The following is a 25,077-nucleotide window of genomic DNA, read 5'->3' as shown; positions in this document are numbered from 1 at the left end:
GCCGGATGGACGATCCACCCTGCACCGCACGCACGATCCGCTCACGCAAGTCTCGGGACAGAGGAGCTGGCATGAGATGCCTCCCGGCCGACCACAACCAGCCCTATGGAATCAGCTCTGCCGATTCCACGCAACCGCTGCACGCTCTAATGGTCCGCGACCTACGGGGCAGCGTTCACTCTCTTATCGGCGCTCAGGGGTGTCCCGGGCAGGGGGGCATCCGGGAACGACGGCCGCTCACTGTGAATCCAACTTACTGGATACTGACCTTATGAAGCATGACGCCCAGTGAACGTACATCATGAAAGCCGAGTTCTGTGGGTGAAAGAAGCGGAGCAACTTTAAACTCCAAGACGTTTATGCCGTCCTCACTCAATACGGAACGGGGCAGCATCACGCTTTCCGTTACCCTGGGCGAGGGCTTGCCATCCTGTCCGACATAAGTCCGCTCCAGCACAGGAGTTCCGTTCATCAACAACTGCACCTTTTGGTGGTCCACTGACCGTGGGATGAACGGAGTGAATTCTATGCGCAAGTTCAGGTCCTGCTGCATCGGTAATTCAAGAAGCACATTCGATACGTCGCGTGTAGACCAGATCCCATTGCCTTCCAATCGGGACCAGCCTCTGTGCAGCATGAGCTCAGGATTTATGCCTCCGGCTTCGAAGGAGATGGATGTCCCACGATCCAACTTGATTGCCTTACGGTTTATCCGTGGATCATTGATCCGTGCGACCGAAGCTTTACCCATCCCCTTAAGACCCGGGTTCAGCCTGATCACGGCGAAATGATCACTATAGGACGCGAATAGCCGAGGATCCTGATCAAGCTGTTTGGCTATCGACTGCAGTTCATCCTTGAAGACATCCTTGAGGGGGCCACCATGCGCGGTAGCGAGCATGTCGATATAGGTGATGACGACGGCGTTTGCGTCCTCGTTTTCCAGAAGTGCCCTGACATTGGAAACGAAGTCGGGATCGATTTCATCCTGGCTGAACCTCTGCATGGTTTCCGGCCATGATTCCTGAGCCGCGGCAAGATTCTTGTCGCCACCAATGTTGTAGGTCCGTATATCGAGCTTGCTTGCAAGGTAATTGACGAAAAAGTCGTTCCGGAAAGGCAGAAATGCAATTGTCTCGCGTTTCTTCACGAGCGGAGCCAGTTCCTCTACGACAGCGTTTCGGGACATGACTTCGATACGCGTACCATAATATCCAAGCATGATATTGATGGATGGAATGTTGAATGCCGCAACGGCAAGCAACACGATGGCCTTTTGCATGGGCGACCAGCGTGCACTGGAAAGCATCACGGCCACGATGGCCCAGCAGCCGAATACGCCCAAGGCCACCCATCGGTAACTCGCGCGCATGTTCTTGAAGCCCGGAAAATGCTCCGACAGAAACGCACTTCCGGTCGAGAACAACCCATAGCTTTTCGGCATCGCCTGATCGAGGCCTTCAGGGCGGTAGACCCAAAGCTTAACGGATGGCCCCAGAGACATGTAAAAGCCGAACAGTGCGATGACGCCAAACAGAGCGATCGTCTTCCTGTCGTTCTTTGCAGTCGCCGCAATGTAAATGGCGGCGAGGATGATGACGATCGAGAAGGATGATTTGAAAACGGAGCTGTCGCCGAAGTACTCTTGCGAGGTTCGGGCATCACTGATGCCTAGGAGATCGGGCAGAAGTAATATTCTCTTGGTGGCAATAAAGAAAAATTCTAGATTTGCGCCCCATCCACGAAAGAAGTCGATTGGAGAAGGGACGAACTGTGAACGCCCGACAAAGAGAGCATAAAGGATGTATGAGATTAAAAGTCCTGCGCCAATGGAAAAAAGCTTGGCGGCAGGAATAAGCGGCTTGTGGATTCGGTCCTGCATCAGTGAAAACAGAAGCGCAAAGCCTGTCGCCACAGCGAACATCATGTACGTGTAGCCATCCATGAAGGCGGCAACGAGGCAGGCGAGCTGGAAAAGGAGGAAGTTCGCCAAGCTTGTTGGATTGTCCAGGACACGAACTGAGCAATAAAAATAGAAGGGGAGGAGAGCCATCCCCAGAGCCAGCATGGAATAACTATGGTGGAACCAGACTACCGGCGCCGTACACCAGAGAGTTGCTGATATTAAAGCGGCGAGGGGCTCCCCGCCGAGTCGTCGTGTCAGCTTGTATGCGCCTCCGAATGCAACGGTCAGCCAGAGAGCAAATGCGGCCGCATAAGCATCCGCCGCCGGGAGACCCAATTTCAGAAAGGCAGCAGTGGGTAATGCTCCAGCTAAACCGAATGCGATGGCTGCCGGTTCAGGCGCCCCAATATTATGGGCGAAGATGGAAAATCCATTATTGATGAACGACTGCGCGAAGCCTGTGGTCCAGAATGCTTGCGCTGTCGTCGGCGTCAGCAGCCCCGGGATCGTCCCATTGACGACAAAAACCATAGCCAGCATGAGTATTGCCGCAGGAAAAACGTACATTCTATGAGCTGACATTGCTCTGGCTCCAGCCTCCACTTTTGTTTGGCTGTATATCTATGGCTGGGGCCAAAAGCTAGGCCCTATGGATACATTTACGCGCCCGGTTTTTGCTAAAGGGCACGAGTTGTCTCAGGCCTGATCTTGTTAAAGCAGAGGCGAGCGACCCATCGGTTGCATATTTCTTAGCGTGCCGTGTGGCCGCAGGGCACACGCATCATTCGTTGCTGTATTCTGCGCTCCACGATGCGCCGGGTGCGGGTTTCACAGGCCCCATATTTGCATTGCTTGACCTTGCGGCATAGCGATGGCTTTCCCTTGACAGGGAGCGGATGGCACTTAGAGCGTGCCCAACTATCGCTGCCGCCGTTAGGTTGAGCACGGCCCAAACAGGAAGACAACCGGCGGACTCGTTGACAGATCTTCAGCCTGCACGGTAAGTGCTTGCCCCATAAGGGGGCAACCGTCGGTCTGGTGGATCCCGTTTCTGGGCTGCGCTCGGAGGCAGAGAGCGAGGCTTGAATATCCGCATCGATCATCGAAGCGAGCCATAACAGCGCAGGTTCGGAGATCGGGCGGTTCTTGGAAAGTCGAGGTTATACGAGATGACGGCTAGGAAAAAAGCGCTGGTAACCGGTGTTACGGGACAGGATGGGGCCTACCTCTCGCAACTTCTACTGGAGAAGGGCTATGAGGTTCATGGCCTTCTGCGCCGTAGCGCGTCCGCAGATGTGGTCGACTCGCGGTTGAAATGGATTGGTGTGGCCGGGAAGATCGTATTGCACGACGGCAACCTCACCGATCTGTCCGGCTTGGTCCGGGTGATGAACGAGGTCCAGCCGGATGAAGTCTACAATCTGGCCGCTCAATCCTTCGTCAAATCTTCCTGGCAGCAGCCACTTCTCACGGGGAATGTCACGGGCCTCGGTGCGGCCAATATGCTCGAGGCGGTGCGCCTCGCCTGCCCACAAGCTCGCTTCTACCAAGCCTCTTCCTCAGAGATGTACGGTCTGATCCAGGAGCCCGTCCAATCCGAGACGACACCGTTCTACCCGCGTTCCCCTTACGCTGCGGCAAAGCTTTACGCTCACTGGATGACAGTCAACTACCGCGAGAGCTTCGGGCTGCATGCCTCGAGCGGCATTCTGTTCAACCACGAGTCGCCGCTGCGCGGCATCGAATTCGTGACCCGCAAGATCACGGATGGCGCGGCGCGGATCAAGCTCGGTCTTCAAGACAAGCTCGCCCTTGGCAATCTCGATGCTACGCGGGATTGGGGCCATGCACGGGACTACGTCAAGGCGATGTGGCTGATGCTTCAGCAGGACAAGCCCGACGATTATGTCGTGGCGACCGGCCGTACGACGTCCGTTCGCGATTTTTGCCGGTTAGCGTTCGCCCATGTCGGTCTGAACATGGAGGACCATGTTACGGTCGATGAGCGCTTCCTGCGTCCGGCTGAGGTCGATGTCCTGCTTGGGAACGCGAACAAGGCAAAAGAGAAGCTCGGCTGGACGGCTGAGACAAGCCTTGAGGCGCTTGTCGCCGAAATGGTGGAGGCTGATCTCGCTCGCCTGAAAAGGCATGAGCACCTCTGAGGCATCGCAGTGACGTCGCTATGAGGATTTTGATCACAGGCGCGCGGGGGTTTGTGGGCCCTTATGTGGCCCAGGCCCTAAAGCGCGCCTGCCCTGATGCTACGATCCTCTCGACCGGAGTGCTCGCTGGTGCGCATCCGCTGCTCGGCTTGGTCGCGGCGTTCGACGTCACTGACCCTACCGCCGTCGCCACCGGGATCCAGGCATTCCGTCCGACCCATATCGTCAATCTCGCAGGCTTGGCTGCACCGACTGCGGCGACGGCCGCTCCGAGGGCAGCTTGGCAGGTGCACGTGCAGGGTGTCCTCAATCTTGCCCAAGCCATTCTGGACCATGTTCCGGATTGCTGGCTGCTGAATGCAGGGTCGGGGTTGGTCTATGGCGAGAGCGCGAAGCCAGGCTTGCCGCTCGACGAGTCAGCGTTGCTCGCGCCCGTCGATGATTACGGGGTGACCAAGGCCGCTGCCGATCTCGCGTTGGGCGCTTTGACGCGACGCAACCTCAAATGCATTCGATTCCGCCCCTTCAACCATACGGGTGCCGGGCAATCAGAAGCGTTCGTCATCCCGGCCTTCGCGATGCAGATCGCGCAGATCGAGGCAGGCTTGGCCGCGCCCGTGATCCGTGTCGGAAACCTTGATGCGGAGCGCGATTTTCTCGACGTGCGGGATGTGGTCGAGGCCTATGTTCTGGCGCTCCAGTCCACCACGTCAGTGGAGCCGGGGCTCATTCTCAACATTGCCTCCGGTGTCCCTCGGCGCATCGGCGACATCCTGGAGCGACTACTCGGACAGAGCCGGGTGGCTATTGTAGTCGAGCAGGATCCTGCTCGACTACGGCCGAGCGATATCCCGCGCATTATTGGGGATTCCAGCCGCGCGCGTCAGGTGCTCGGCTGGGCGCCGACGCACACGCTCGACGAGACGCTTGCCGACGTTCTCAACGACTATCGAGCACGTGTCAGGCAGCCTATATAAGCGCGTAACACCGCTGGCGTCGCCCGCAGGGCCGTGGTTCTATCCGGAGCGACAGCAGTTCTGCCGACTGTGCTGGCATGAATTCGATTGTTGTCGCGCCGGTTGCGACAAGAAAATATAGTTGCACTGGGCGCAGTTGTACCCATAAACGGTACTTCGGTTGATTAAACCGCCCTCCGGATAATTGACGGTAGATGGAATAGTGTCGTGACGTTGACCTCCTATGCGCAGAACTTTGAGGATGTTATTCTTTTGCGTGCGCTGAGGCACGTGGAGTGCGGAACTTACGTTGATATCGGAGCTCAGGATCCCGTCGTCGATTCCGTCAGCCATGCGTTCTATCAGAGGGGATGGCGCGGGGTGCACGTGGAGCCGGTGGCTGCCTATGCTGAACTGCTTCGAAGCCAACGCCCTGACGAGAAAGTCATCGAAGCGGCGATTACCCCGGAGCAGGGACATGTCCCACTTTTTGAGATTCCAAAAACAGGATTGAGCACGTGTGACGCGGCCACGGCGAGCTTGCATGAAGCAGCGGGCCACGTGGTCCGGCGTGTCACGGTTCCGAGCCTTCCTCTGTCGAAGGTCCTCGATGAGTTCCTGGGTCGGGACGTCCACTGGCTCAAGATCGATGTGGCAGGTGCCGAGGCGCAGGTGATCGGGAGTTGGCTGCCGTCACCCATCCGCCCTTGGATCGTCGTTATCGAGAGCAGGGGGCAGAATGAACCCGGTTTAGCCCATCCCGCATGGGAGCCGCACCTTCTGGCGTTGGGGTACGACTATGCCTATTTCGACGGCCAGAACCGCTTCTATGTCAGCATCGCGCATCCTGAGTTGAAGGAGTCTCTCGCGGTAGGCCCAAACCTCCTGGACGATTTCGTCCTTGCTGACACATCCCCCTTTGTCGCTGGCCTGCGTAGCGAGCTTTCGCTTAGAATTGATGAGGTCGCGCGACTTGGTCAAAAGCTCACAGAGGCCGAGGAGCGAATTCGCTCTGCCGCGTCCCAAGATAAGGCCCAGCGCCGACGCATAACCGTCCTGGAGCAACAGCTCAGCGACATTCGCGGCTCCTATGCGTGGTCGATTTCCGCGCCTCTCCGCTCTACCGAGCGCGTTATCCGATGGTCGGCTCACCAGACGATGGTTTGGACGTCCGTTAAGCCGGGCTCCCGTCTGCGCAAAGCCGTTCGCGGCGCCATCGTCGGTGTTATCCGTCAAGTTCTGAAACGGCCATCACTGGCGGCTTTCGCAAAAAGGATTGCCGCGCGCATTCCAGCCATCAATGACCGACTCCGTCTCATGACCTACCATCAGCGGGCCATGAGCTTCATCGCGCAGAGGAGGTCAAAGGAGGACGGTCCTCTGAGCCTTTCGGCAGAGCCGCAATCCGTCCGCTTGGTCTATCAACGGTTGATGCGTGCGCGTGGCAATCTTGAGCGCCTGGATCTGGCGAAACGTTCGGGGGGGGATGCGAGACCGCGTCTCGCTTTCGTGTCGCCCCTACCGCCCGAGAAATCGGGCATCGCCGACTACAGTGCAGAACTCATTCCTGAACTTGCCAGGTATTACGAAGTCGAAGTCATCGTCGCGCAGGAGGACGTTTCCGATCCATGGATCAAGGCACATTGCCTGATCCGTGATTTGTCATACTTCGAACGCAATGCTCACGGCTACGACCGGATCATCTATCATTTCGGTAATTCCCTCTTCCACGACCATATGTTACGTCTGCTCGACAGGTATCCCGGGGTCGTCGTTCTGCACGACTTTTATCTTGGCGGGCTTATCGCGCATCTGGAACTCTATGGTGGCGTCCATGGCTTATGGGCCAGCGCCCTCTACCAGTCACATGGGTATAATGCTCTTCGGGACAGGTTCGATCCGGCCAAGGAGCAGGACATCGTCAACAATTGTCCCGTAAATCTACCCGTTCTGCAAAACGCACAGGGTGTTATCGTTCATAGCAAGCACTCCGCGCATCTCGCAGAAACTTACTATGGTGCTGGCATTTCGGAAGACTGGTCAATCGTACCCTTCCCACGGCGGATGCCTGAATCCCTAGACCGTGATGCTGCTCGAAAAGCTCTGGGCTTTGACGAGACTGATTTCGTGATCTGCACGTTCGGAATCCTCGGTGAGACCAAGATGAACCAGCATCTCCTCGACGCATGGCTGAAGACTGCGATGATAGGCGAGAGGGGCTGCCATCTCATCTTTGTTGGCCAGGATAGCCAAAATAACCCTTATTGCGAGAGGTTGCGCAGATCCATCAGTGCGTCACCGGCGAAGAATCGCATTCGCATCACCGGTTTCGTGTCGCCCGAGGTCTACCGCCAGTACTTGCAAGCGGCTGACATCGCGGTGCAACTGCGTGCGCTCTCACGCGGCGAGACTTCAGCAGCCGTATTCGATTGTCTGGCCTATGGTGTCCCAACCATCGTCAATTCCAGCGGATCGATGATCGAGTTGCCTGAGGACAGCGTGATTATGCTGCCTGACCAGTTCTCTGTCGATGAACTGGCAGACGCGATCATGGCGCTTCGGAACGAGCCAGAAAAGCGACAGGCTCTGACCCAAGGTGCTCGCCGCGCGGCGAGGCAGCACTCGCCGGATCAGGTCGCGCGCCAATACCATGATGCGATTGAAAGGATTTCCAGACATGCACCCGCTACGGCCGACGTGCGGGCTCTCGCGGAGCATGCGTCCCTCGTCTCGGCTCCCGTAGATGATGAGGCGTGGCTCGAACTTGCACGCAAGTTGGCGGCTGAAAATCCCGTTCCGAAAGGAGATACCCGCCAGTTGCTGGTCGACGTCTCCGTATTGGCTCGCAAAGACTTCAAGACCGGCATCCAGCGCGTTGTCCGTTCACAGCTTCTTACCCTGCTGAATGATCCTCCAATCGGCTTCCGGGTAGAACCGGTTATGCTCGGAGACGCGGATGGGCGTTGGCAGTACCGCTACGCGAGGCGCTACACACTCCAGCTCCTCGGCCTCCCGGACGGCGTTCTTGAGGATGATCCGGTGGAAGTGGCCGAAGGCGATATTCTCTATATGCCGGACTTCTGGGCTGACGGTGTCGTGCATGCGACGGAGGCGGGGCTTTACGCGGACTGGCGTGCAAGGGGAGTCAGGACGAACTTCATGATCCATGACATTCTGCCACTCACGAAGCCTCAATTCTTTCCAAGCCATTTCAATGAGATGCATGCCCAGTGGCTTAATGCGCTCGCCGACAGCGCCGATCGCCTCGTCTGTATTTCCCAAGCAGTGGTCGACGATACAAGGCAATGGCTCGAAGCCAACCGGCCGGAGGCGCTGAAGCATCTCGACATCATGGCCATTCACCACGGTGCCGACATCGCCGCATCGGCTCCATCCACGGGCTTGCCAGACAATGCTCCAACCGTGTTGAAAGAGCTGTCATCCCGACCGAGCTTCCTGATGGTTGGAACAGTGGAGCCGCGAAAGGGACACCTCCAGACATTGGCGGCATTCGAGCACCTTTGGGCGGCCGGATCGGACCTCAACCTTGTGATCGTCGGAGCCGAGGGCTGGAAGGGGATGCCCCACGATCAGCGCCGCACGATCCCAACGATCGTCGACAAACTCCGGAACCACGCGGAGCTAGGCAAGCGGCTCTTCTGGCTCGAAGGTATCAGCGACGAATACCTTGAGAAGGTTTATGCAACCTGCATATGTCTGATCGCCGCATCGGAGGATGAAGGCTTCGGCCTCCCGCTCATCGAGGCGGCGAGGCACCGTATTCCAATTCTCGCTCGCGATATCCCGGTGTTCCGCGAAGTGGCGGGCGCCCATGCCGGGTACTTCGATGCCAAGGACCCGGACGGGATGGCCCAGGCGATCAGGAATTGGCTCATGCTTCATGCCAAGGGCGAGCATCCGAGGTCGGACGGCATGCCTTGGCTGACATGGGCCGAGAATGTCGAGCGGCTGAAGACGATCCTCTTGCAGGAGGCGGAGGAACAGGGCGGGATCCCTGAAGAACCCATCGATGCACGGGCTTCTCGACCGCGCGCCGACGTTGCGTAGGGGCTGCGCCATGCTGAAGTCGGCCCTGAAATCCGCTCACCGCCATATCTGGCGTCGCCTGCCACATAGGGCACGCCGGGCGGCGCTTTTTCGACTTGCATCATGGTGGGCACCTCGACCTGCGCCGGATGCGCGGGCAACGGCACCGATCATTATCGTGGGAATGCTCCGGCATGCGTCGGGGCTCGGGGCAGCGGCGCGGGCCTGTCACGATGCGCTCAAAGCATCAGGCCTTCCGGTTTACGGAGTCGATCTGACCGAGAAGCTGATGCACGAGGTCAACCATACTGACTTCACCTATGAGGACGGGAGGGCGGTCCTCGGGGAGGGCACCGTCTTCCTGCACATCAGTGGCCCCCTCGTGCCCTTGGCGATGGGCTACCTTGGGCGAGCCTTCGTGGACCGCAAGCGCATCATCGCCCATTGGTTCTGGGAGTTGCCGGAGGTCCCAAAGGACTGGTCGGCCGCCATTCCCTTCGTGCATGAGATCTGCGTCAACACGACCTTCGTGCGGGACGCGATCCGTCCGATCGCGCGGGGACGACCGTTGCATGTGGTGCCGTATCCCCTGGCCCTGAACAAAATGCCGCGCCACAGTCATCGGCCGGAAGAGCCCTTCACCGTACTCGTCGTCTTCAACATCGCTTCGAGTTTCGCACGTAAGAATCCCTGTGCATCTATCGCTGCGTTTCGCCAGGCTTTCGGCAATGATCCCTCGGTACGGCTTGTTGTGAAGTACATGAACGAGTTCGTGTGGCCTGAGGCTGTGCCGCTGATGGAGCAAGCGGCCGGCGGTGCCACCAATATCGAGCTGACCGGAGGCGTTCTGGACGAGGCGGGCATGGACGCACTTTACGAACGCGCGGACGTGGTCATGTCCCTCCACCGGGCGGAAGGTCTAGGATTGCCTGTGGCCGAAGGGATGCTGCGGGGCTTGCCGGTGATCGCAACTAATTGGTCGGGAAACGCGGATTTTCTTACCGTCGGAACGGGCATTCCGGTGGGTTATGAGTTGGTGCCGGTCGACGATCCGCAGGGTAAGTATACCGGCGCCACCGCGACGTGGGCGGAGGCGAATACGAGGGAGGCTGCTACAGCGCTTCAGAAACTCCGGGCTGACCCGATGTGGCGCCAGCGTCTAGGGGGGATGGCGGCTGCGCAGGCTACGGAGTTTTTCTATCCTGCAAGGTATGTCAATCATATCCTCACAACCTTCGCTGGGGTAAGAGGCTAGGAAAAAGCTTGTGTTAATAGGGGGCAATCTGCCTCATGCCGCCGACTGCATGCTGTGCCTGCAGTCGCTTCCAGAGACCTTAATGCCCGGATGAGGCCAAGGCTACGGCCTTCGGCCGCGTACCGGCGTCGGGCATTCGCCCATCCGCCATGGCTGACGACGGTGCTGCATCTTGCCTCAATCTTCCGCGGAGGGTATGAGTGCAGCACTTTCAAGCCTTTGAGGTATGGATAGTTTATGCTCGCGGCCAGGATGCTTCATGTTACACCATAGTGGCTAAAATGGTATACTTCAGCTAAGCTAGACGCATTCAGAGCCGATGAGGTAAGCGACTTTACTCCCGGCTTGCCGGGGCTGCCTCGATCAGTCGTTCCGTACGGATTGGTACCCTTCGGGCGAATGGCTACAGCGCGCCTATTGGCTGTCGGCCAGTCTATCATGCTTGGATTATATAGGGGATCACCGTAAGACATGGGAATGATGGAACACACTGCGTCTGCCGCAGTGCAGACCGCAGCTGCACCCACAAGCACGCAGGACGCGAGCCGGCGCGCGTGGCTTGATGTGAAGCAGGGGTTCGAGAACTGGCGTGTCTGGTGGCTCCTGGGGATCGGCGACATCCGGCAGCGTTACAGACGCTCCAAGCTCGGTCAATTCTGGATTACCCTGAGCATTGCTATCTTCATTGGGGCAATCGGAGTCGTGTATTCTGCTCTGTTCAGGCAGCCTGTTCAGACATATATCCCTTACTTGGCGACCACATTCGTCGTATGGACCTTGCTGTCTGGCATTATCACAGACAGTACAGGCGCCTTTGTTCAGGCCGAGGGGTTTCTCCGTCAGCAGGCTTTGCCGAAGACGACTTTCATTTTGCGCGTTCTGGTTCGAAATTTCTTATCATTCGCGCACAATGTTATTGTCATCCCGTTTGTTTTCTTGCTTTTCGGGGTCGCGCCTAGTTGGACTTGGGTTGCGGCTCTTGGTGGCATCGTCTTAGTCGCGGTCGTCGGCTTTCTGGCTGCCATGATCTGTGCAATTTTATGCACAAGGTTTCGTGATCTGCCTCAGATCATTCAGAATATCATCCAAGTGGCATTTTTCATCTCACCTATCACTTGGCAGGTCGAAGTGTTAGATGAGCGCCTGCGACATTGGGTGGTCTTAAATCCGTTCGCAGCACTTCTCCGGATCATCTCTGAGCCACTCCTCGGACGCATCCCAGATCCACTTACCTATGTTTCAGCCGTTCTGTCTGTAGTGGCTCTTGCTCTTATAGCTTGGCCTCTCTTCCGCCGGTTCAGACAAAGAATCGTCTATTGGCTCTGAGGGGGATTGCGACATGGCTTCGATAACGTTGCGAAATGTTTGCGTTGACTTTCCCATCTACAATGCACGTGGACGATCGCTGAAGGCGAACGTTCTTCGCCGTGTCGGCGGGCGCATCGACAGCAACAACCGTGAGATCATCACCGTAGAGGCTCTGCGGGACATTACTCTTGATCTGAAGCCAGGAGATCGCTTGGCGCTCGTCGGTCATAACGGTGCGGGCAAATCGACCCTTTTGCGAGTCCTTGCTGGCGCCTACGAGCCAAGTCGGGGCCTAGCGGAGATCAATGGCAAGGTTTCATCCCTCCTTGACATGACCATGGGCATGGATCCCGAGTTGACCGGTCGGGAGAATATTACTCTGCGCGGCATCTTTCTGGGCATGACCTTTCGCCAAACGGCCGAGATAACCCCTGCCATCGAGGATTTCACGGAGCTTGGTGGATTCATGGATCTTCCGATGCGCACCTACTCAAGCGGCATGACGCTCCGGCTAGCCTTCGCCGTGTCAACGGCTGTGCAGCCTGATATCCTACTCCTCGACGAAATGATCAGCGTCGGAGATATGAGCTTCGCCGATAAGGCTAGAAGTCGGCTCGAGCAGGTCATGGAGAATTCTCGTATTCTCGTTCTGGCCTCACACGATCCCCAAATCCTGAAACGCTACTGCAACAAGGCTGTGCACTTAAGAGAGGGCCAGATTGTCGCTGCCGGATCGCTCGATGATATTCTCGATCAGCACGGTGCTCTGGAGCGTAGTTAGCAACGGGAAAGTAGATTGGTCGATGTTTGGAGGTTTCCTTCCCAAGGAGATCGAGTATTTCCTCAGAGGACCTCTCAATTCGCAACTACCCTAAAGATGATCTGCTCCAGATTGATATAGTTTTCCGATCTTAAGCTAAATACCAAAAGTTGATGATCGTAATTCGGGCATAGAAGCAGCTTTCACGATGGATGGAAGCCCCAAAGGGCGTATAAACTTTTATCTTACCGGGTCTGGCGGCGGCCTGCGATTGTATGTGACAGCTTTTCGCCGGCTCAGCATTTAGAGTCTAAATACGATTTCCGAAAGAAAAGCTTCCTGAGTAGAGTGCCATCTATCTAAAACTAGGTTATCTCCTGCCCATGCTCTAGATAGAACTGAACGTAACTCGTTATAACTACAGGACGGTTGCGATGATTGATCTGACCAGTTGTATGTCACGAATTGATATTCAATCAGTTGCGTCGCTTCTCCCGGAATGTGATGAATTTATGGGCGGCGAAATTAGTGAATACTGGAATAATGATCCCAACTGCATGCGCGAACGCTTTTGAAATTCCTTCTGAAAAGAAATGTGAAAGAATATTCCAATGTAAGAAGGAGGACAGACCAAGCGTGATCGGAAAGGCGATCCCATTGAAGAAGCAGAACCATACGATTTCTGCGGTTAGCGAGCGATCCGAATTTAGGAATACAATTGTTTTGTTTAGTGAAAAAGCTACAGCAAGTCCTACTCCAAAGGCAGCAATAATCGCGGTTTCAAAAGAGAAAAAAATTTCAAATAAAAACCGGCTGCTAAAGTTTGCAATGGCGGCCAATCCTCCCGCTAGCAAGAACTGCATGAATTGGCGTGTTAGAAACAATGACATTGCTTGTGCATCCGCTAGGATATTGTCTGAACTCAGAAGGGGGCTCCAATGCCTCTGATGATCGGCGGTTCAAAGCTATTCCCACGTCTTGAGGCGAATTCCGAGTTCATTCGTCTATAGTAGAATTATGCGGAAGAGGAGGCCTGCGTTTCCATATAACTTTATGGCTCGTGGCTCAATTCCGGTGCTAGGCACTTCAGAGCCTTGGTTGAGATCTGAGGGCATCGGCAAGCCCTCAGATCTATGTGCAGGCCCTCGGAGCAACGCCCTGCTTCGTTGCAGTATTTATTTCCGGAAACCGGGGCTTCAGCGCGACAGTTCCCGAGCACTCTGCCGTGTCAGATTCCAGGTTTTCGAGCAACGACCAGAAATTGTTTTCCGAAGAGTGGCCAAAGAAGCCTGCTTTTGACGTACAATTTCACAAGGATGTCAGCACTTGGAAGTCGTGACTTCATCGTATAAGGCAAAAATCTATCGACGACCTTATCGATATCATAGCCATTGATACGAAGGCCCTCTTCTAACGAGACATGAGACAATGGAAGGAAATGATCGTAAAAGTCCCAATATTCTTTATACGCATAACGAATATTAGGGCCAAGAACGATAAAACGGCCACCCGGTCTTAGAACCCGATAGACTTCTCGCAGAACATGATCGCAATCGCTTTTCGTCGGAAGATGTTCAAGGAAGTTCGAAGTAAACGCAACGTCGATGCTGTTCTCAGTGACTGCTGACAAGTCCGTTCCGGGGGTGAGGACGAACTTTACATCGTCTCTGAGATACCGTGGCGCATCAGGGTTGATGTCTACTGCCGTCCGAGACTTCGCCGTGACATTGTTGATAAATTCGCCATAGCCACACGCGAGGTCAAGGACGTCTTTGCCGGACCCAATCAGGGGGTCAAAGAACTCTTTGCAAAGAACGCGCCATACACGGTCTCTCTTCTGCAGCCCCGTATCTGTAAACCGCGTGCGATAAATCTCCTGAACATCAGACAACTTACATCTCCCATAAGCCCGGACATGAGTGAAGCGGCAAAACACCGGCACATCAGTCGTAACCTGATAACCGCAAAACAGATTTCCTCAAGCGCTATTTCAAGGAGGGGTTTTCATAGGAAATCTTCACGATGATGACATGAATGAACTTGGGAGATTATCCTATCGAGAAATGACATGCTGTCTCGCAGTCATCCATCAACGTGAACCTCTTTGGAAAGAGCACGGCTATGATGAGACATCGAAGCAACCGCTTGGGCCATCTCCCGACCGAGGCGAACGCTTTCGGCAATGCCGCGATCTTCCGGATAGTAGAAGCAGGTATCCGCGATCTGCAATCCCTCGATCGGGGTTTGCACAGACGGGATTGCGGAGGCAAAGCCAGGCGGACAAACCGGTTGGGCATGGCTCAGCCGGCCGACATGGGAAGCTATCAGATCCTCGTTGGATATCATGGGATTGATGCGGCGTATGCAGGCCATAGCTTCCTGGACGAACACCTCATTGGGACGTGTCCAGAGTGCGTTCGTGGTTGGCATGTAATAGGGAACGTACACCACGGTCTCGCCCGTTCCGGTCGGGCGTAGGTTCGAGAACTCGATGATGCCTGGGATCGGCATGTCGTTGTCCACGATATTGACCCAGAAATGAGGGGTCACAGACCGCTTCAGCTTAAGAACGACGCAAGTTACCCCGATATTGGCGATGCTATCGTAGGCCTCTTTGACCTCCGCCGGCAGAGTGGGCGCCAGATTGCTGACATAGGGAGTCGGAACCGTCGAAATTATCGCATCGGCGTCGTAGCGGTTCAGCGTGGTCTCGACGCCAGATACGTGCCCGTCTGCCGTCAAGATGCGTGTTGCCGGCTCTTTGAGGCGGATGACGCCTCCTAATCTGGTTATCGCCTGCGTGAGCGCATTCACAAGAGTTTCGGATCCTCCCTCGATGTAGCCGAGTTCTTCCTGCATCAGGGAGCGACGGGACCGGCCGATCCGACGGATCCGGGTCCAGATCCAAGAGGCCGAAATGTTGTCGGCATATTCATAGAACTTGAGGTCGAACAGCGGTTTCCAGAGCTTCTCGTAGACACTGGACCCGCACCAGCGTTCGATCCAGGCCTTTGCAGAGACATGTTCCAGCGCATCCCAAGAATTCCGCCGCGTCGAAACGAACATCAGCAGGCCGTAGCGGACTTTTTCCACTAGGCTCAGGTGGGGGAAGCGCAGGAGCGAGATCGGATCGCCCCAGGAGTGCAAGGCGTCCTGGGTGAAGTAGCCCATCGAAGTCTGACGCCACCGCATCCGGTCGCCAATTCCGAGTTCATTCATTAGGTCGAATGTCGGCTGATCGGATTTGCAGATGAAGTGGTAGTAGCGCTCGATCGATAGGCCATTCAGGTCAAAATGAGCGGCCATGCCACCGGCCTCGGGTGCGGCCTCCAGCACCGTTACTTTGTGCCCAAGGGTCAGCGCTCGATAGGCGGCTGCAAGTCCCATTGCGCCTGCACCCAGAACAACGATTTGTGCCATATCGCTAGAACTCCAGGACGATTGAGGAATAGCGCGGGTCCCGGAACGTTTCTTCCATGGCCGCGCGGAGCGGTGTTGCGCGTACGCCGAAAATTCTAGGCCAGTCAATCACCTCGAACACGTCCGGCGTCACCAGTGCTTCGAGCTGCTTGGTCGTAAAAGGCGGGTCTTTGTCGACCAAGCCGTATACTTTCAACATGGCCCAGAAGGCCGCGTAAGGAACCTTGACGATAGGAGCTTTAGCGCCGCTAGCCTCGCGAACTAGGCGGATCAGGTCGATGTAGTCGATCCGATCTTGACCGCTGATGTTGTATTGAGCGCCTACGATCTTTCGATCAAGGCAGGCCATGATGATTTCGCAGAAATCACCCACATACAATGGTTGCCGAAGGTACCGGCCGTGGCCCGGAACTGGAAACACGGGAGCCTTGGTCATGAAGCGTGCCAGCCAGCCGAGATGCTTCCTGTCGAACCATCCGAACATCAGAGTCGGTCGGAGGACGACACATGGGATGCCGGATGCGAGGACGACAGCCTCCTGCGCCTTCTTGCTCTCCGTGTACCAGTCGACGGCGGCCGAGTTGACGACTGATGAACTGATATGAACAAAATGGAGGTCATCGCGGGCGGAGACTGCGTCCAAAAGGCGCTCCGTTGCGACGAGATTGTTCCGCGTAAACTCATCCTCAGCCAAGCCGCCGATTTGGGCATGGCCGATGACGATCGACTCGACGCCGTCGAACGCGGCAGACCAATTCCCGCGCTCTGCAAGATCCGCCTCAATCACGGTGATGTCAGGGTGAAGCTGCTGCAGGATCTTCGTGTTGGCGGGGTGTTTGTCGAGCGCGACAATATCGTACCCGCCTCGACGCTTTAGACGGGCGATCAGATTCTGGCCCATGAGACCAGCGGCCCCGGTGATTGCGATCTTCATGCACGATGCTCGATGTCTTACAGGGAAGTGCGATGAAAGAGCGGTCCCGGGACATTGCGAACGCCCATCATGACCCATCGCCAAAACCAGGGAGTGTAGAGAACCTCTTTCCGTTTCTCGACTGCACGGACAATATCTGCTGCTACCTGATCGGGACTCGCCCATAAGGGGCCACCCTGGGGCAGGTGTGCAGTCATCTTCGTCGATACGAAACCAGGCCGGATATCGAGAACCTGAACTCCGACCGCAAAGAGCCGATGTCTCAAGCCCTCAAGGTAGCGCTGCAGACCGCCCTTCGCGGCGCCATAAACAAAGTTGCTCTTGCGCCCTCGATCGCCGGCGACGGACGAGATGACCGCCAGAGTCCCGGCCTTACTGGCCTCGAAATGGCGTGCGAGCTCGCCACACAGCAGCGCCGGGCTGACAAAATTCAGAAGCAATGCCTGATCAGCCTTCGCGAAGTTCGCCTCAACCTCCTGCTGATCGGGGAGCGTGCCATAGGCAATCAAGGCTAGGTCCAGTCCGTCAAAGCGAAGCCAGGCTGATGTCGCGATTCTAGGAAGGTCGCCCGTGTTGCCGAAGTCCGCCTCCTGAACCTCAACCTCCGCGGCACCTCGCACGGTCAGATCCATAGCTGCAGCGGTCAAGCTTTCACGGCTGCGCCCTATGAGGACAAGGCGCGCACCTAGTTCAGCGTAGCGGCGCGCTACGCTCGTTGCAATGCCGGAGGTCGCCCCAAAGATGGCAACCCGCATGGCCTGTGACGCTTGCACAGTCATGACCGAGCTTCGCTCCTTATCAATTCAACCCGACGCGCAAACGCTGACGAGAAATGTGGGTCCATCATGGATTGAAACTGCTCGAACTTGGGATAGCCCTGTCGAAAGGTATGAGACCCCATCAGACTATCTTTTGCCGGGTAGAGACGTCCGTAAGCTGCAACGGCGACTTCTTCAAGCTGCTGCAATAGCCTCCGCGTCGTTGCGCCTCTCTCTGGAAAATCCAGCGCGAGGGTCACTCCTGGTCGAGGGAAAGAAAGAAGCCCTGGGGAGGGGAGGTCACCGAAGGTCTTGAGCACGACCAGCATCGAGCCCTGGCCTGATTTGGCAATCAGCTGAAGCATTTCGCCCATCGAAGCGCGCGCATGCTCATGGGGCACGACACACTGGAATTGGTGGAAGCCCTTAGGACCATAAAGTCGGTTCCAGTCGCCAATGGCGTCAAGCGGGTAGAGAACCGGTTCATAGCTGCCGATACAACTGGCCCGGCCGCTGCGCCCCAGCTTGCGCCAGTAAAGAGCGTTGAACGCGCGAACGGACAGGGTATTCGTGGCCGGGATGGGAGGGGTGAGAGGCACGGCCAGCCTCGGGTGCCGTCCCGGGGGCTCAACACCTTTCCCGGCACGGTGACGAGCTCGCGAGTAGATGCCGCGACCGAGGTCAGAGCCGGTTGCCAAGCAATCGACCCATGCAGCTGTGTATTCCCAATCCCGGTCCGAGGCCTCCGCAAGATCAAAGAATTCCGACAGGGAGGCGAATTGAATATCCTCTGCTTCTACAGCCAGTCCCTCCACGCGTCGGAGCTGAAGTGTCGCGCTTAGGATGAGCCCGGTTAGACCAAGGCCGCCAATTGTTGCGGTGAAAAGATCAAAGTTCTGCTCACTCGAGCAGACAAGACGGGATCCATCGCTGCGAGCCAGTTCCAGAGCAAGCACATGCTGGCCAAACGTGCCGAAGGTATGATGATTCTTACCATGCACGTCGTTGGCGATGGCCCCTCCGACAGTCACAAATCGGGTCCCCGGCGTCACAGGCAGGAACCAGCCACTCCCATCGTCTTCGGGGCGGCAGATCACCGCTAGGATGTCGGCCAAGCGGACACCTGCTTCGCAGGTCAGGACTCCCGTGGTACGGTCGAAAGCGAGGAATCGATCAAGCGATCGGCAGTCGAGCAGGTGTCCACCGGGGTTCAGAGCGACGTCCCCATAGGAGCGGCCGCAGCCATATGCAAGAACAGAGACGTCCGACTCGTGCAGCATCCGTGCCGCAGCATCGCGGGTGTCGGGGCGATCAACAATGTGCTTTGCCGAAACCGTCCGGCCCCACGATTGATAATCCTGCCGCCACATCGCCGTTACCATGCCGCAAGCAGGATCAAGAGGGTGAGTGCGCCCAAGCCGAGAGAAAATCTGTCCTTAAGGGCAAAGACTACCGGATCCTCATCCATTCGCCCGTGAACGGTGAGATGCCAGACTCGGAGGGTCCAGATCAGAATGATCGGCATCATGCCCCAAAGAAACTCCGGTCGGGCATAAAGGCCTAGGGGGTAATGTTCGTTGATCAGGTACGTGGTGAAGATCATGATGGCGCCGAACCCGGCCGCAACCCCAGCAGAGAGCAGGAGGGGCAGGTCTTTGGCCGTGTAGCCACGTGCGGCGACTTCTGTGCCTCCTGTGCGAAGCACGCGGGCCAATTCGGCATAGCGCTTCACCATGGCAAGCCCGAGAAAGAAAAGCATTGAGAATGTCAGAAGCCATGGCGAAGCTTGTGCCGGCACAAGCGTGCTGCCGGCTATCACCCGTACGGTAAAGAGGCCTGCCAAGACAAAAACGTCGATAATCGGCTGTCTCTTGAGGAAGAAGCTGTAGGCGAGTGTTACGATCAGGTAAGTCGCCAGTGCCGCAATGCTGGGCCACGGGAGGAGAAGGCTGGTTGCGAACGCCCCAGCGAGCAGCCCGGCCGCTGCGAAGCATCCATCCTTTACTGGGATTGCACCCGATGCGAAGGGACGAAAACGCTTGCGTGGATGCTGACGATCCGCCGGCAGATCGACCATGTCGTTGATGAGATAGGTGGCCGAGGCCACAACACCCATCAGTAGAAACAGAAGGACGGTCTGAGCGGCGGTGGTCAGGGAAGTGATCTGAAAGCTCAGCACGGGAGCAATGAAGACAAGAGCGTTCTTGACCCAGTGCTTAAGACGGAGAGCCTTCAGCCAAACCCTCAGATTGGCCTGCCGCAACGGAAACTCTGCTTCGACGGCATCCTTGTCTTTGAGACCGGCTTTCAAACGCTCAACCCGTCCCACGAGTACGACGCGTTCAGCTTGGGCGAAGATCGGCTGGTCGACCTGTCCGTCACCTGCGTAGCAGAACCGCTCGCCGAACGCCTCACGGATGGCATGAGCCTTCGCGGCTCCGCTCAAGTTGGTCTTGCCGTCTGATCCCCGTACGACATCGAACAACTGGAGATGTTCCGCCACCGCATCGGCAATGGTTTGATCCGCTGCCGTGAAAAGCCCGATCTGTCGGCCCGCACGTTTCTCCCTCCGCAGGAACTCCAGCACGTCCTCATTGTAGGGCAAAAGGCTTGCATCGAAGCCAATCCGCTTGGCGACCTCTCGCTTGAACGCTGCCTTGCCCTGTTTGAAAGCATGCCGTAGGTCCAGCGAGGCGAAGGGCTGGGCGCGGACATACCCGATAAACCCCTCATGAAGCGTATCGGACTTGATGAGAGTTCCGTCGAGGTCCACGGCGAGCGGAGGCAGCCCATTCGGCGGGCTGTCATGAGCTGTGATGCACTGGCAATCGGCGTCGGCGGACATAGGAAATCAAAGCCAATAATGAGAATTGCTGATGTCAGCCTCTGAAGGTGCAGGCATGACTCACCCTGTGGTTGTGAACGAGCCGGGCTCGCACGTTTGTCGCCGAGTGAGCCGTTCACCGGCAGGAAGAGCCATGTATCTGAATCCTCTGTTAGAAGCAACTCGTGGCAATGGAGTTGCAAGGCAGAATACAGATGTATATCAATCGCCGGCCTAGGTTTTCAGCTACGCTTCAGCTGATCAATTGGTCCTGTAACTGCCTAGTTTCTGTACAAAATTGGTATATCGCAATATGAGCGGAGTTTCGTACGAAGTTTGGCATCTACACGCCCGCAACTGCCTCGCTCACGGCACTCAAATGTGGTCCGCTCAGTAAACCGGAAGTCCAGGATGGTTCCTCAGCCTAATGTTCATCTAGGAAAAAAGTCATTTAATTTGCTCGGCGCAGGAATGGTCGTGGTGTTTATGGTGCTGATTTGCTACCGCGCACCGGACTTTCCAACCGATGGCCTAGATCCATCCTGGAAGGCAGCCACGCATTATGCATTTGTGAAAGGGATGACCTTCGGCGTTGATTTCGCCTTCACGTCCGGTCCTCTGGCTTTCCTATATACGAATTATTTCGACCGCAGTCTCTTGCCCTTGATGCTTTTCACCATGCTGGCACAGGCAGTGTCGCTTTCGGCGGCATGCTGGTTCGCCAACGACCGCCGAATAAGCATTGTACTTCTGTGTGTCGGAGCCTTGTTGGCGCTGCCGCTCACTCCCGATGCAATCTACTTCACCACGGCTTTCTCTCTATTCCTCCTGGCGTTGAATGACCGCGCGCCTAAGTGGATGGTTCAGGTCTTGGTTCTTGCCTACGCGCTTCCAGCTCTTGCCAAGTTCAGCTTCTTGCTTGTTGGTTTTGCATTGTTCGGCTTGGCCGATGTGGCGCGGTGGTTCGAACAAAAATCCTTTCCACACTATGTCACATCCTTCCTGCTCGGGTGCTTTGTCGGCTACTGGGCCGCAGGCCAACCTCCTAACGCATTTCCAGAATTTCTGCTGAATTCCCTCGACGTTGCTCTCGGATATTCCAAGGCGATGTCGAACTTTGGACTTAGCGTTGAGGTCTTTGTCTTGGTCGCGACAGTTTGCCTTTGTGTCGCAGTCTACGGCGCTTCAGCACTGACCGGTTCCCCGAAGGCCCGCAACAGGCAGTTGTTTCGGGTTCTTGGGTTTGCAGGTTTCATGTTCGTCGTCTTCAAATCGGCTGCCATCCGTCAGGGGCATGATACGGCCGCGTGGCAGGCCCTCATCTTGTCGGTGGCGCTTCTTGCCGGTCAGATGGCGGACAGGCATCTCTCTCGCGTTCTCGCCGCGGGGGGGGCTGTGGCGGCCATCCTCGTAGCTGCTTTCTGTCTGCCGCCCTACGTGTTTGGGAGGCCCGGATATCTTTCATTGCGTTCCGAAGCTCTGTCCACTCAGATCGCCGGAATCCGACAGCTTCTCTCGCCTGGGGATGCGCTCAAGGAGTTTGAGGCGCGTAATGAAGAGGCTCTCCGGGCTTTGGCCAATGCTGCCCCTCAGGGGTTGACCGGGACTGTTGGTTCCGTCCCTTGGGATTTCTCTGAGGTGATTGCAGCAGGTTACGACTTCAGACCACAGCCCTCGCTCCAGTCTTATTCTTCATATACGTCTCGGCTGCGCCGAAAAGATAAGGCCTATTTTGCTGGACCGGAACGGCCAGACAATCTGCTTTTCTCCCTTATCTCAATCGACGGCCGTTACCCGACAATGGATATGGGGCCCTCATTGCTCGAGATCCTTGCCCATTATGATCCAGTCAGCGTTTGGAAGGGCGGCCTCGTGCTAAGAGGCCGCACGACACCGCGCCGGATCGAGTGGAAGCAGGCAGAGCGGATTCCTGCCAGGATCGGCGAGTGGGTGGACGTGCGATCAGAGACGGGGCTCTCCTTTATAAAGGCCGCGCTTCGGACGCGGTTGGCCGGACATATCATTTCCTTTGCCTTCAAGCAGCCTCATCTTTGGCTGGATATTCGTTTCAGTAATGGGCGAACGGTCAGTCACCGCTTCATACCGCAACTTGCCGAAACGGGGTTTGCGCTTGTTCCGCTTGAGGTCGGAGCACACGAGCTGTTCCAAGTATCGTATGGTGAAGAACAAGATAGAGCGAGGCCGGTTGCCATTCGACTTCGCCCTATGAACGAGTCGTCATCCATTGCGTATGGAACCGAGTTCGATTGGGAGCAAAGAGCCTTTCTCTTCACCGGGCCTCCAGAGCATCCGTTCACCATCAAGGACAAGCCCGTACTGTCAGCTCTCCTCAACGCAAAAGTCGAGAAGACGGCCGGTCATAAAAGTATTCCGGACGGTTATTTCGCTCATTCTGGGACGAGGCTTGTGACAGAAATCGAGCTCACTGGGGAACTAAGAGGCACTTTCGGGTTCCTCGATACAGCTTTGCGGGTTGGCAAGCCAGGCCCGGTTCGATTCTCGATTCGAGCTCGGCACAGGGACGGGCGCGAAGCGGCACTCTTCGAGCGGGTTCTAGACCCGATGACGCGACCCGAAGATCGGGGAAGGCAGACGTTTATCCTCTCGGTGCCAGCGGATACGGCCCAGCCAGTCGAACTGGTTTTCGAGACATCGCCTACAACGGATGCCGCTGGATGGGGGTGGACGTATTGGGGCGATGTTTCTGCACAAACACATTAGCTGCGGGCGAATTCTTGTAACGGCCGCAGCTGGTTCAGTTTGCCCCTGGAGCGTAACCGAAACATCGATTGATCTTGCACAGATGTGAACCACTTTCACTCGGGGAACCAGCGTCTTTACAGGTCCCTTTAGTGGGTCGCTTCATGTCGCAACTGCCTTAGTCGGGCTGGAGATGTGTGGCGCTTGCACCTTGAACGCAACGGAACGGCCGTTCGTGGGAATGTGCACATGGCTGCTGAACGAGAGCTAGTTGCAGTCGGGGCGACTTCCTGGTCTTCGTGGGACGGGGTTATAAGTTCAAGATTAACAGAAGCCGCCACGTCGCCACTTCTGCGGTCATTATTACTGGTGATAAGTACTTCAGCAACTTAATGTCCCAAATCGAGTGCCAAGGTCAGAGTTTTTGCAAATTTATGTCGCAGGGGGCTAGGCCAGCCGTTCAGGCCACTTTGCTTTTCCAGCCTGTCCCTTTATGAGTTTTAGTAGAAGGGACAAGGGATGAAGCCTAGTAGCGAGAGATTTGAAGGTGTCGGAATGCTACGAGGCATTGCCGCCCTTCTGGTGCTCTATGCCCATCTTGGGGCGCAAGAGATGGATCGGGAGGGGGCAACCTCGGTTGTGGTCGTAACCATCCGAACTTATGTTACACGTCCACTCAATATTATCGAGGATTTCGGTTGGTTCGGGGTTTGCCTGTTCTTCCTGATTTCCGGGTTCGTCATCACTCATAGTATCCAGCGCGAGACTCGCGTCGCATTTGCCGTCAGGCGGATGCTGCGCCTTTATCCTCCACTCTTCTTTGCCGCAGGCGTGACAATCCTGGTTGGTTTAGGCCTAAGGGACAGAGCGCTTCCACCGCTCGCCACATGGGTTTCGACTCTGACGCTAGCAGGCGTCCCGGTAAATACGCCCCCCTTCCTCGGCGTGGAGTGGACCTTGTTCGTTGAAATCAAGTTCTATCTGCTCACGTTATTAGTTGCCCCATTGCTGCGATCTCGGCCTGTTCTGGCCTACCTGCTTCAAGCAGCCTTCCTGTGCTTCGTGATTTACTATGTGAGGGCGTTTAAGGGTGCGATATTCGTGCCAGCGATCAGCATGTATCTAGCAGTGTACCTGCTGTTCGGACAGATCGCCTATTTCGCCTATATGGGTCGAACCAGCCTTGCGGTGTCTGTAGGATTGGCGCTAATTAATTATGTCATTTGCGTCTATGGAATGTATCAGATTGAGCCGAACCGAGACTTAGCGCATAACTCTCAGATCGTAAGCCTGTTCTACTGTATGGCGCTGTTTTATGGTGCGCTGTATCTAAAAGGTCTGACCATCCCAACGCCATTGCGGTTCTTCGAAAAGATCTCTTATTCGCTTTATCTTCTACACGGCGTCGTTGGCATCCCCGCTATGCGTTTGGCTGCGCCCTATGTGCCAAACTACGAGTTACGCTTCCTGATTGGATTGGGAGCGGGCACTTTGGCCGCATGGATCAGCTATCACTTGATCGAAGTGAGAAGCATTGATGTCGCTAAGAGGCTCACTTCTGGGCAGCGCTTGCCAGCGTCTCGGCAGAATTTGGCACCGACAGAACAGCCCGTATAACAGGATGCCTCAATGAACCGCCCGAACGTGTGGGCTCCCCATCGCCCGGTATAGCAGTCGAGGCCTAGGTAGGGGACACACCCAAGCCATTGAGTTACTGTCGCGACGAGGACGATAGCGGCGAGATCATTCACAGCCAGCCGGTCGTATTGTGTTGCGATGCGCTTCCAGTTCTTGAGATGGCCAAACATCCGCTCAATGACGGTACGGCGGCGGTATACTGTGCGATTGAGTGGATAGGGAACGGCACGAGCGGCGCGGTGGCCTGCCCCCTTTGAAGTGGTCCTCCCTGATGTATGGCTTTTTGCCATTTGGAGGACGAGAGAATGCCCAGGAAGAGACACACGGCTGAAGAGATTGTCGCGAAGTTGCGGCAGGTTGATGTGCTGACGGCGCAAGGCCGCTCAGT

At 56.3% G+C, this 25,077-nt stretch carries 16 protein-coding genes and 1 pseudogene; 8 read left to right on the top strand and 9 right to left on the bottom strand.

Translation table 11 applies throughout. From position 1 onward, the window contains the following. Positions 1-253: 253 nt before the first annotated feature. Positions 254-2,488 carry a hypothetical protein gene (locus tag AB4097_RS19670; RefSeq protein ID WP_442042672.1) on the bottom strand — a complete coding sequence of 745 codons (2,235 nt, stop codon included), beginning with the start codon at positions 2,486-2,488 and terminating at the stop codon, positions 254-256. A 587-nt stretch (positions 2,489-3,075) separates the two neighbouring features. Between AB4097_RS19670 and gmd the strand changes: the two genes are divergently transcribed. The 6 genes from gmd (at position 3,076) to AB4097_RS19640 (ending at position 12,415) form a co-directional block, all read left to right on the top strand. After that, on the top strand, positions 3,076-4,068 hold the full coding sequence (gene gmd, locus AB4097_RS19665; protein WP_442042670.1) for a GDP-mannose 4,6-dehydratase: 993 nt from the start codon (positions 3,076-3,078) through the stop codon (positions 4,066-4,068). Positions 4,069-4,088: 20 nt separating this feature from the next. Next, on the top strand, positions 4,089-5,045 hold the full coding sequence (locus AB4097_RS19660; RefSeq protein ID WP_442042668.1) for a GDP-mannose 4,6-dehydratase: 957 nt from the start codon (positions 4,089-4,091) through the stop codon (positions 5,043-5,045). Between the two features lie 207 nt (positions 5,046-5,252). Further along, positions 5,253-9,092, top strand: coding sequence for an FkbM family methyltransferase (locus tag AB4097_RS19655; RefSeq protein ID WP_442042666.1), 3,840 nt, complete (start codon positions 5,253-5,255; stop codon positions 9,090-9,092). 268 nt (positions 9,093-9,360) lie between these two features. After that, positions 9,361-10,326: a glycosyltransferase family 4 protein gene (locus AB4097_RS19650; protein WP_442042664.1), complete on the top strand. Its 966-nt coding sequence runs from the start codon at positions 9,361-9,363 to the stop codon at positions 10,324-10,326. A 477-nt stretch (positions 10,327-10,803) separates the two neighbouring features. Next, the gene (locus AB4097_RS19645) at positions 10,804-11,652 is read left to right on the top strand and encodes an ABC transporter permease (protein ID WP_442042662.1); all 849 of its coding nucleotides are present in this window, start codon (positions 10,804-10,806) and stop codon (positions 11,650-11,652) included. 13 nt (positions 11,653-11,665) lie between these two features. Then, a complete protein-coding gene (locus AB4097_RS19640; protein WP_442042660.1) occupies positions 11,666-12,415 on the top strand; it encodes an ABC transporter ATP-binding protein in 750 nt (249 codons plus the stop codon). A gap of 455 nt (positions 12,416-12,870) precedes the next feature. Here AB4097_RS19640 and AB4097_RS19635 read toward each other — a convergent pair whose 3' ends face one another. From AB4097_RS19635 to AB4097_RS19605, 7 genes are all read right to left on the bottom strand, one after another. Then, positions 12,871-13,284, bottom strand: a complete 414-nt coding sequence (locus AB4097_RS19635; protein WP_442042658.1) for a GtrA family protein — start codon at positions 13,282-13,284, stop codon at positions 12,871-12,873. A gap of 338 nt (positions 13,285-13,622) precedes the next feature. Then, positions 13,623-14,285 carry a class I SAM-dependent methyltransferase gene (locus tag AB4097_RS19630; protein WP_442042656.1) on the bottom strand — a complete coding sequence of 221 codons (663 nt, stop codon included), beginning with the start codon at positions 14,283-14,285 and terminating at the stop codon, positions 13,623-13,625. 191 nt (positions 14,286-14,476) lie between these two features. Next, on the bottom strand, positions 14,477-15,814 hold the full coding sequence (locus tag AB4097_RS19625; RefSeq protein ID WP_442042654.1) for an NAD(P)/FAD-dependent oxidoreductase: 1,338 nt from the start codon (positions 15,812-15,814) through the stop codon (positions 14,477-14,479). A 4-nt stretch (positions 15,815-15,818) separates the two neighbouring features. Further along, the gene (locus tag AB4097_RS19620; protein ID WP_442042673.1) at positions 15,819-16,748 is read right to left on the bottom strand and encodes an NAD-dependent epimerase/dehydratase family protein; all 930 of its coding nucleotides are present in this window, start codon (positions 16,746-16,748) and stop codon (positions 15,819-15,821) included. A 17-nt stretch (positions 16,749-16,765) separates the two neighbouring features. After that, positions 16,766-17,527, bottom strand: a complete 762-nt coding sequence (locus AB4097_RS19615) for an SDR family oxidoreductase (RefSeq protein ID WP_442042652.1) — start codon at positions 17,525-17,527, stop codon at positions 16,766-16,768. Next, positions 17,524-18,888: an FAD-binding oxidoreductase gene (locus AB4097_RS19610; protein WP_442042650.1), complete on the bottom strand. Its 1,365-nt coding sequence runs from the start codon at positions 18,886-18,888 to the stop codon at positions 17,524-17,526. Before AB4097_RS19610 ends, AB4097_RS19615 begins: the two co-directional genes overlap by 4 nt. Further along, a complete protein-coding gene (locus tag AB4097_RS19605) occupies positions 18,882-20,351 on the bottom strand; it encodes a UbiA family prenyltransferase (protein ID WP_442042648.1) in 1,470 nt (489 codons plus the stop codon). The genes AB4097_RS19610 and AB4097_RS19605 overlap by 7 nt, the downstream gene beginning before the upstream one ends. 390 nt (positions 20,352-20,741) lie before the next feature. On the opposite strand from AB4097_RS19605, the gene AB4097_RS19600 reads away from it, so the two are divergent. Together AB4097_RS19600 and AB4097_RS19595 are read left to right on the top strand one after the other, a co-directional pair. After that, positions 20,742-23,072 (top strand): hypothetical protein, encoded by a 2,331-nt coding sequence (locus AB4097_RS19600; RefSeq protein ID WP_442042646.1) that lies wholly within the window; start codon positions 20,742-20,744, stop codon positions 23,070-23,072. A 498-nt stretch (positions 23,073-23,570) separates the two neighbouring features. Then, positions 23,571-24,668: an acyltransferase family protein gene (locus AB4097_RS19595; protein ID WP_442042644.1), complete on the top strand. Its 1,098-nt coding sequence runs from the start codon at positions 23,571-23,573 to the stop codon at positions 24,666-24,668. A gap of 83 nt (positions 24,669-24,751) precedes the next feature. Here the strand turns inward: AB4097_RS19595 and AB4097_RS19590 are convergent. Continuing rightward, positions 24,752-24,889, bottom strand: a pseudogene (locus AB4097_RS19590) (IS5/IS1182 family transposase); the annotation flags it as partial. Positions 24,890-25,077: the final 188 nt, after the last annotated feature.

It is taken from the genome of Microvirga sp. 2MCAF35, assembly GCF_052115545.1.
GTDB lineage: Bacteria > Pseudomonadota > Alphaproteobacteria > Rhizobiales > Beijerinckiaceae > Microvirga.
The sequence above is the reverse complement of the archived record's forward strand: the minus strand, read 5'-3'. Positions and strand labels throughout refer to the sequence as shown.

Coding starts and splice junctions, on each gene's coding strand:
- AB4097_RS19670 (WP_442042672.1), bottom strand. CDS start 2,488: ATGTCAGCTCATAGAATGTACGTTTTTCCTGCGGCAATACTCATGCTG.
- gmd (WP_442042670.1), top strand. CDS start 3,076: ATGACGGCTAGGAAAAAAGCGCTGGTAACCGGTGTTACGGGACAGGAT.
- AB4097_RS19660 (WP_442042668.1), top strand. CDS start 4,089: ATGAGGATTTTGATCACAGGCGCGCGGGGGTTTGTGGGCCCTTATGTG.
- AB4097_RS19650 (WP_442042664.1), top strand. CDS start 9,361: ATGCACGAGGTCAACCATACTGACTTCACCTATGAGGACGGGAGGGCG.
- AB4097_RS19645 (WP_442042662.1), top strand. CDS start 10,804: ATGATGGAACACACTGCGTCTGCCGCAGTGCAGACCGCAGCTGCACCC.
- AB4097_RS19640 (WP_442042660.1), top strand. CDS start 11,666: ATGGCTTCGATAACGTTGCGAAATGTTTGCGTTGACTTTCCCATCTAC.
- AB4097_RS19635 (WP_442042658.1), bottom strand. CDS start 13,284: ATGTCATTGTTTCTAACACGCCAATTCATGCAGTTCTTGCTAGCGGGA.
- AB4097_RS19625 (WP_442042654.1), bottom strand. CDS start 15,814: ATGGCACAAATCGTTGTTCTGGGTGCAGGCGCAATGGGACTTGCAGCC.
- AB4097_RS19620 (WP_442042673.1), bottom strand. CDS start 16,748: ATGAAGATCGCAATCACCGGGGCCGCTGGTCTCATGGGCCAGAATCTG.
- AB4097_RS19615 (WP_442042652.1), bottom strand. CDS start 17,527: ATGACTGTGCAAGCGTCACAGGCCATGCGGGTTGCCATCTTTGGGGCG.
- AB4097_RS19610 (WP_442042650.1), bottom strand. CDS start 18,888: ATGGTAACGGCGATGTGGCGGCAGGATTATCAATCGTGGGGCCGGACG.
- AB4097_RS19605 (WP_442042648.1), bottom strand. CDS start 20,351: ATGTCCGCCGACGCCGATTGCCAGTGCATCACAGCTCATGACAGCCCG.
- AB4097_RS19600 (WP_442042646.1), top strand. CDS start 20,742: ATGGTTCCTCAGCCTAATGTTCATCTAGGAAAAAAGTCATTTAATTTG.
- AB4097_RS19595 (WP_442042644.1), top strand. CDS start 23,571: ATGAAGCCTAGTAGCGAGAGATTTGAAGGTGTCGGAATGCTACGAGGC.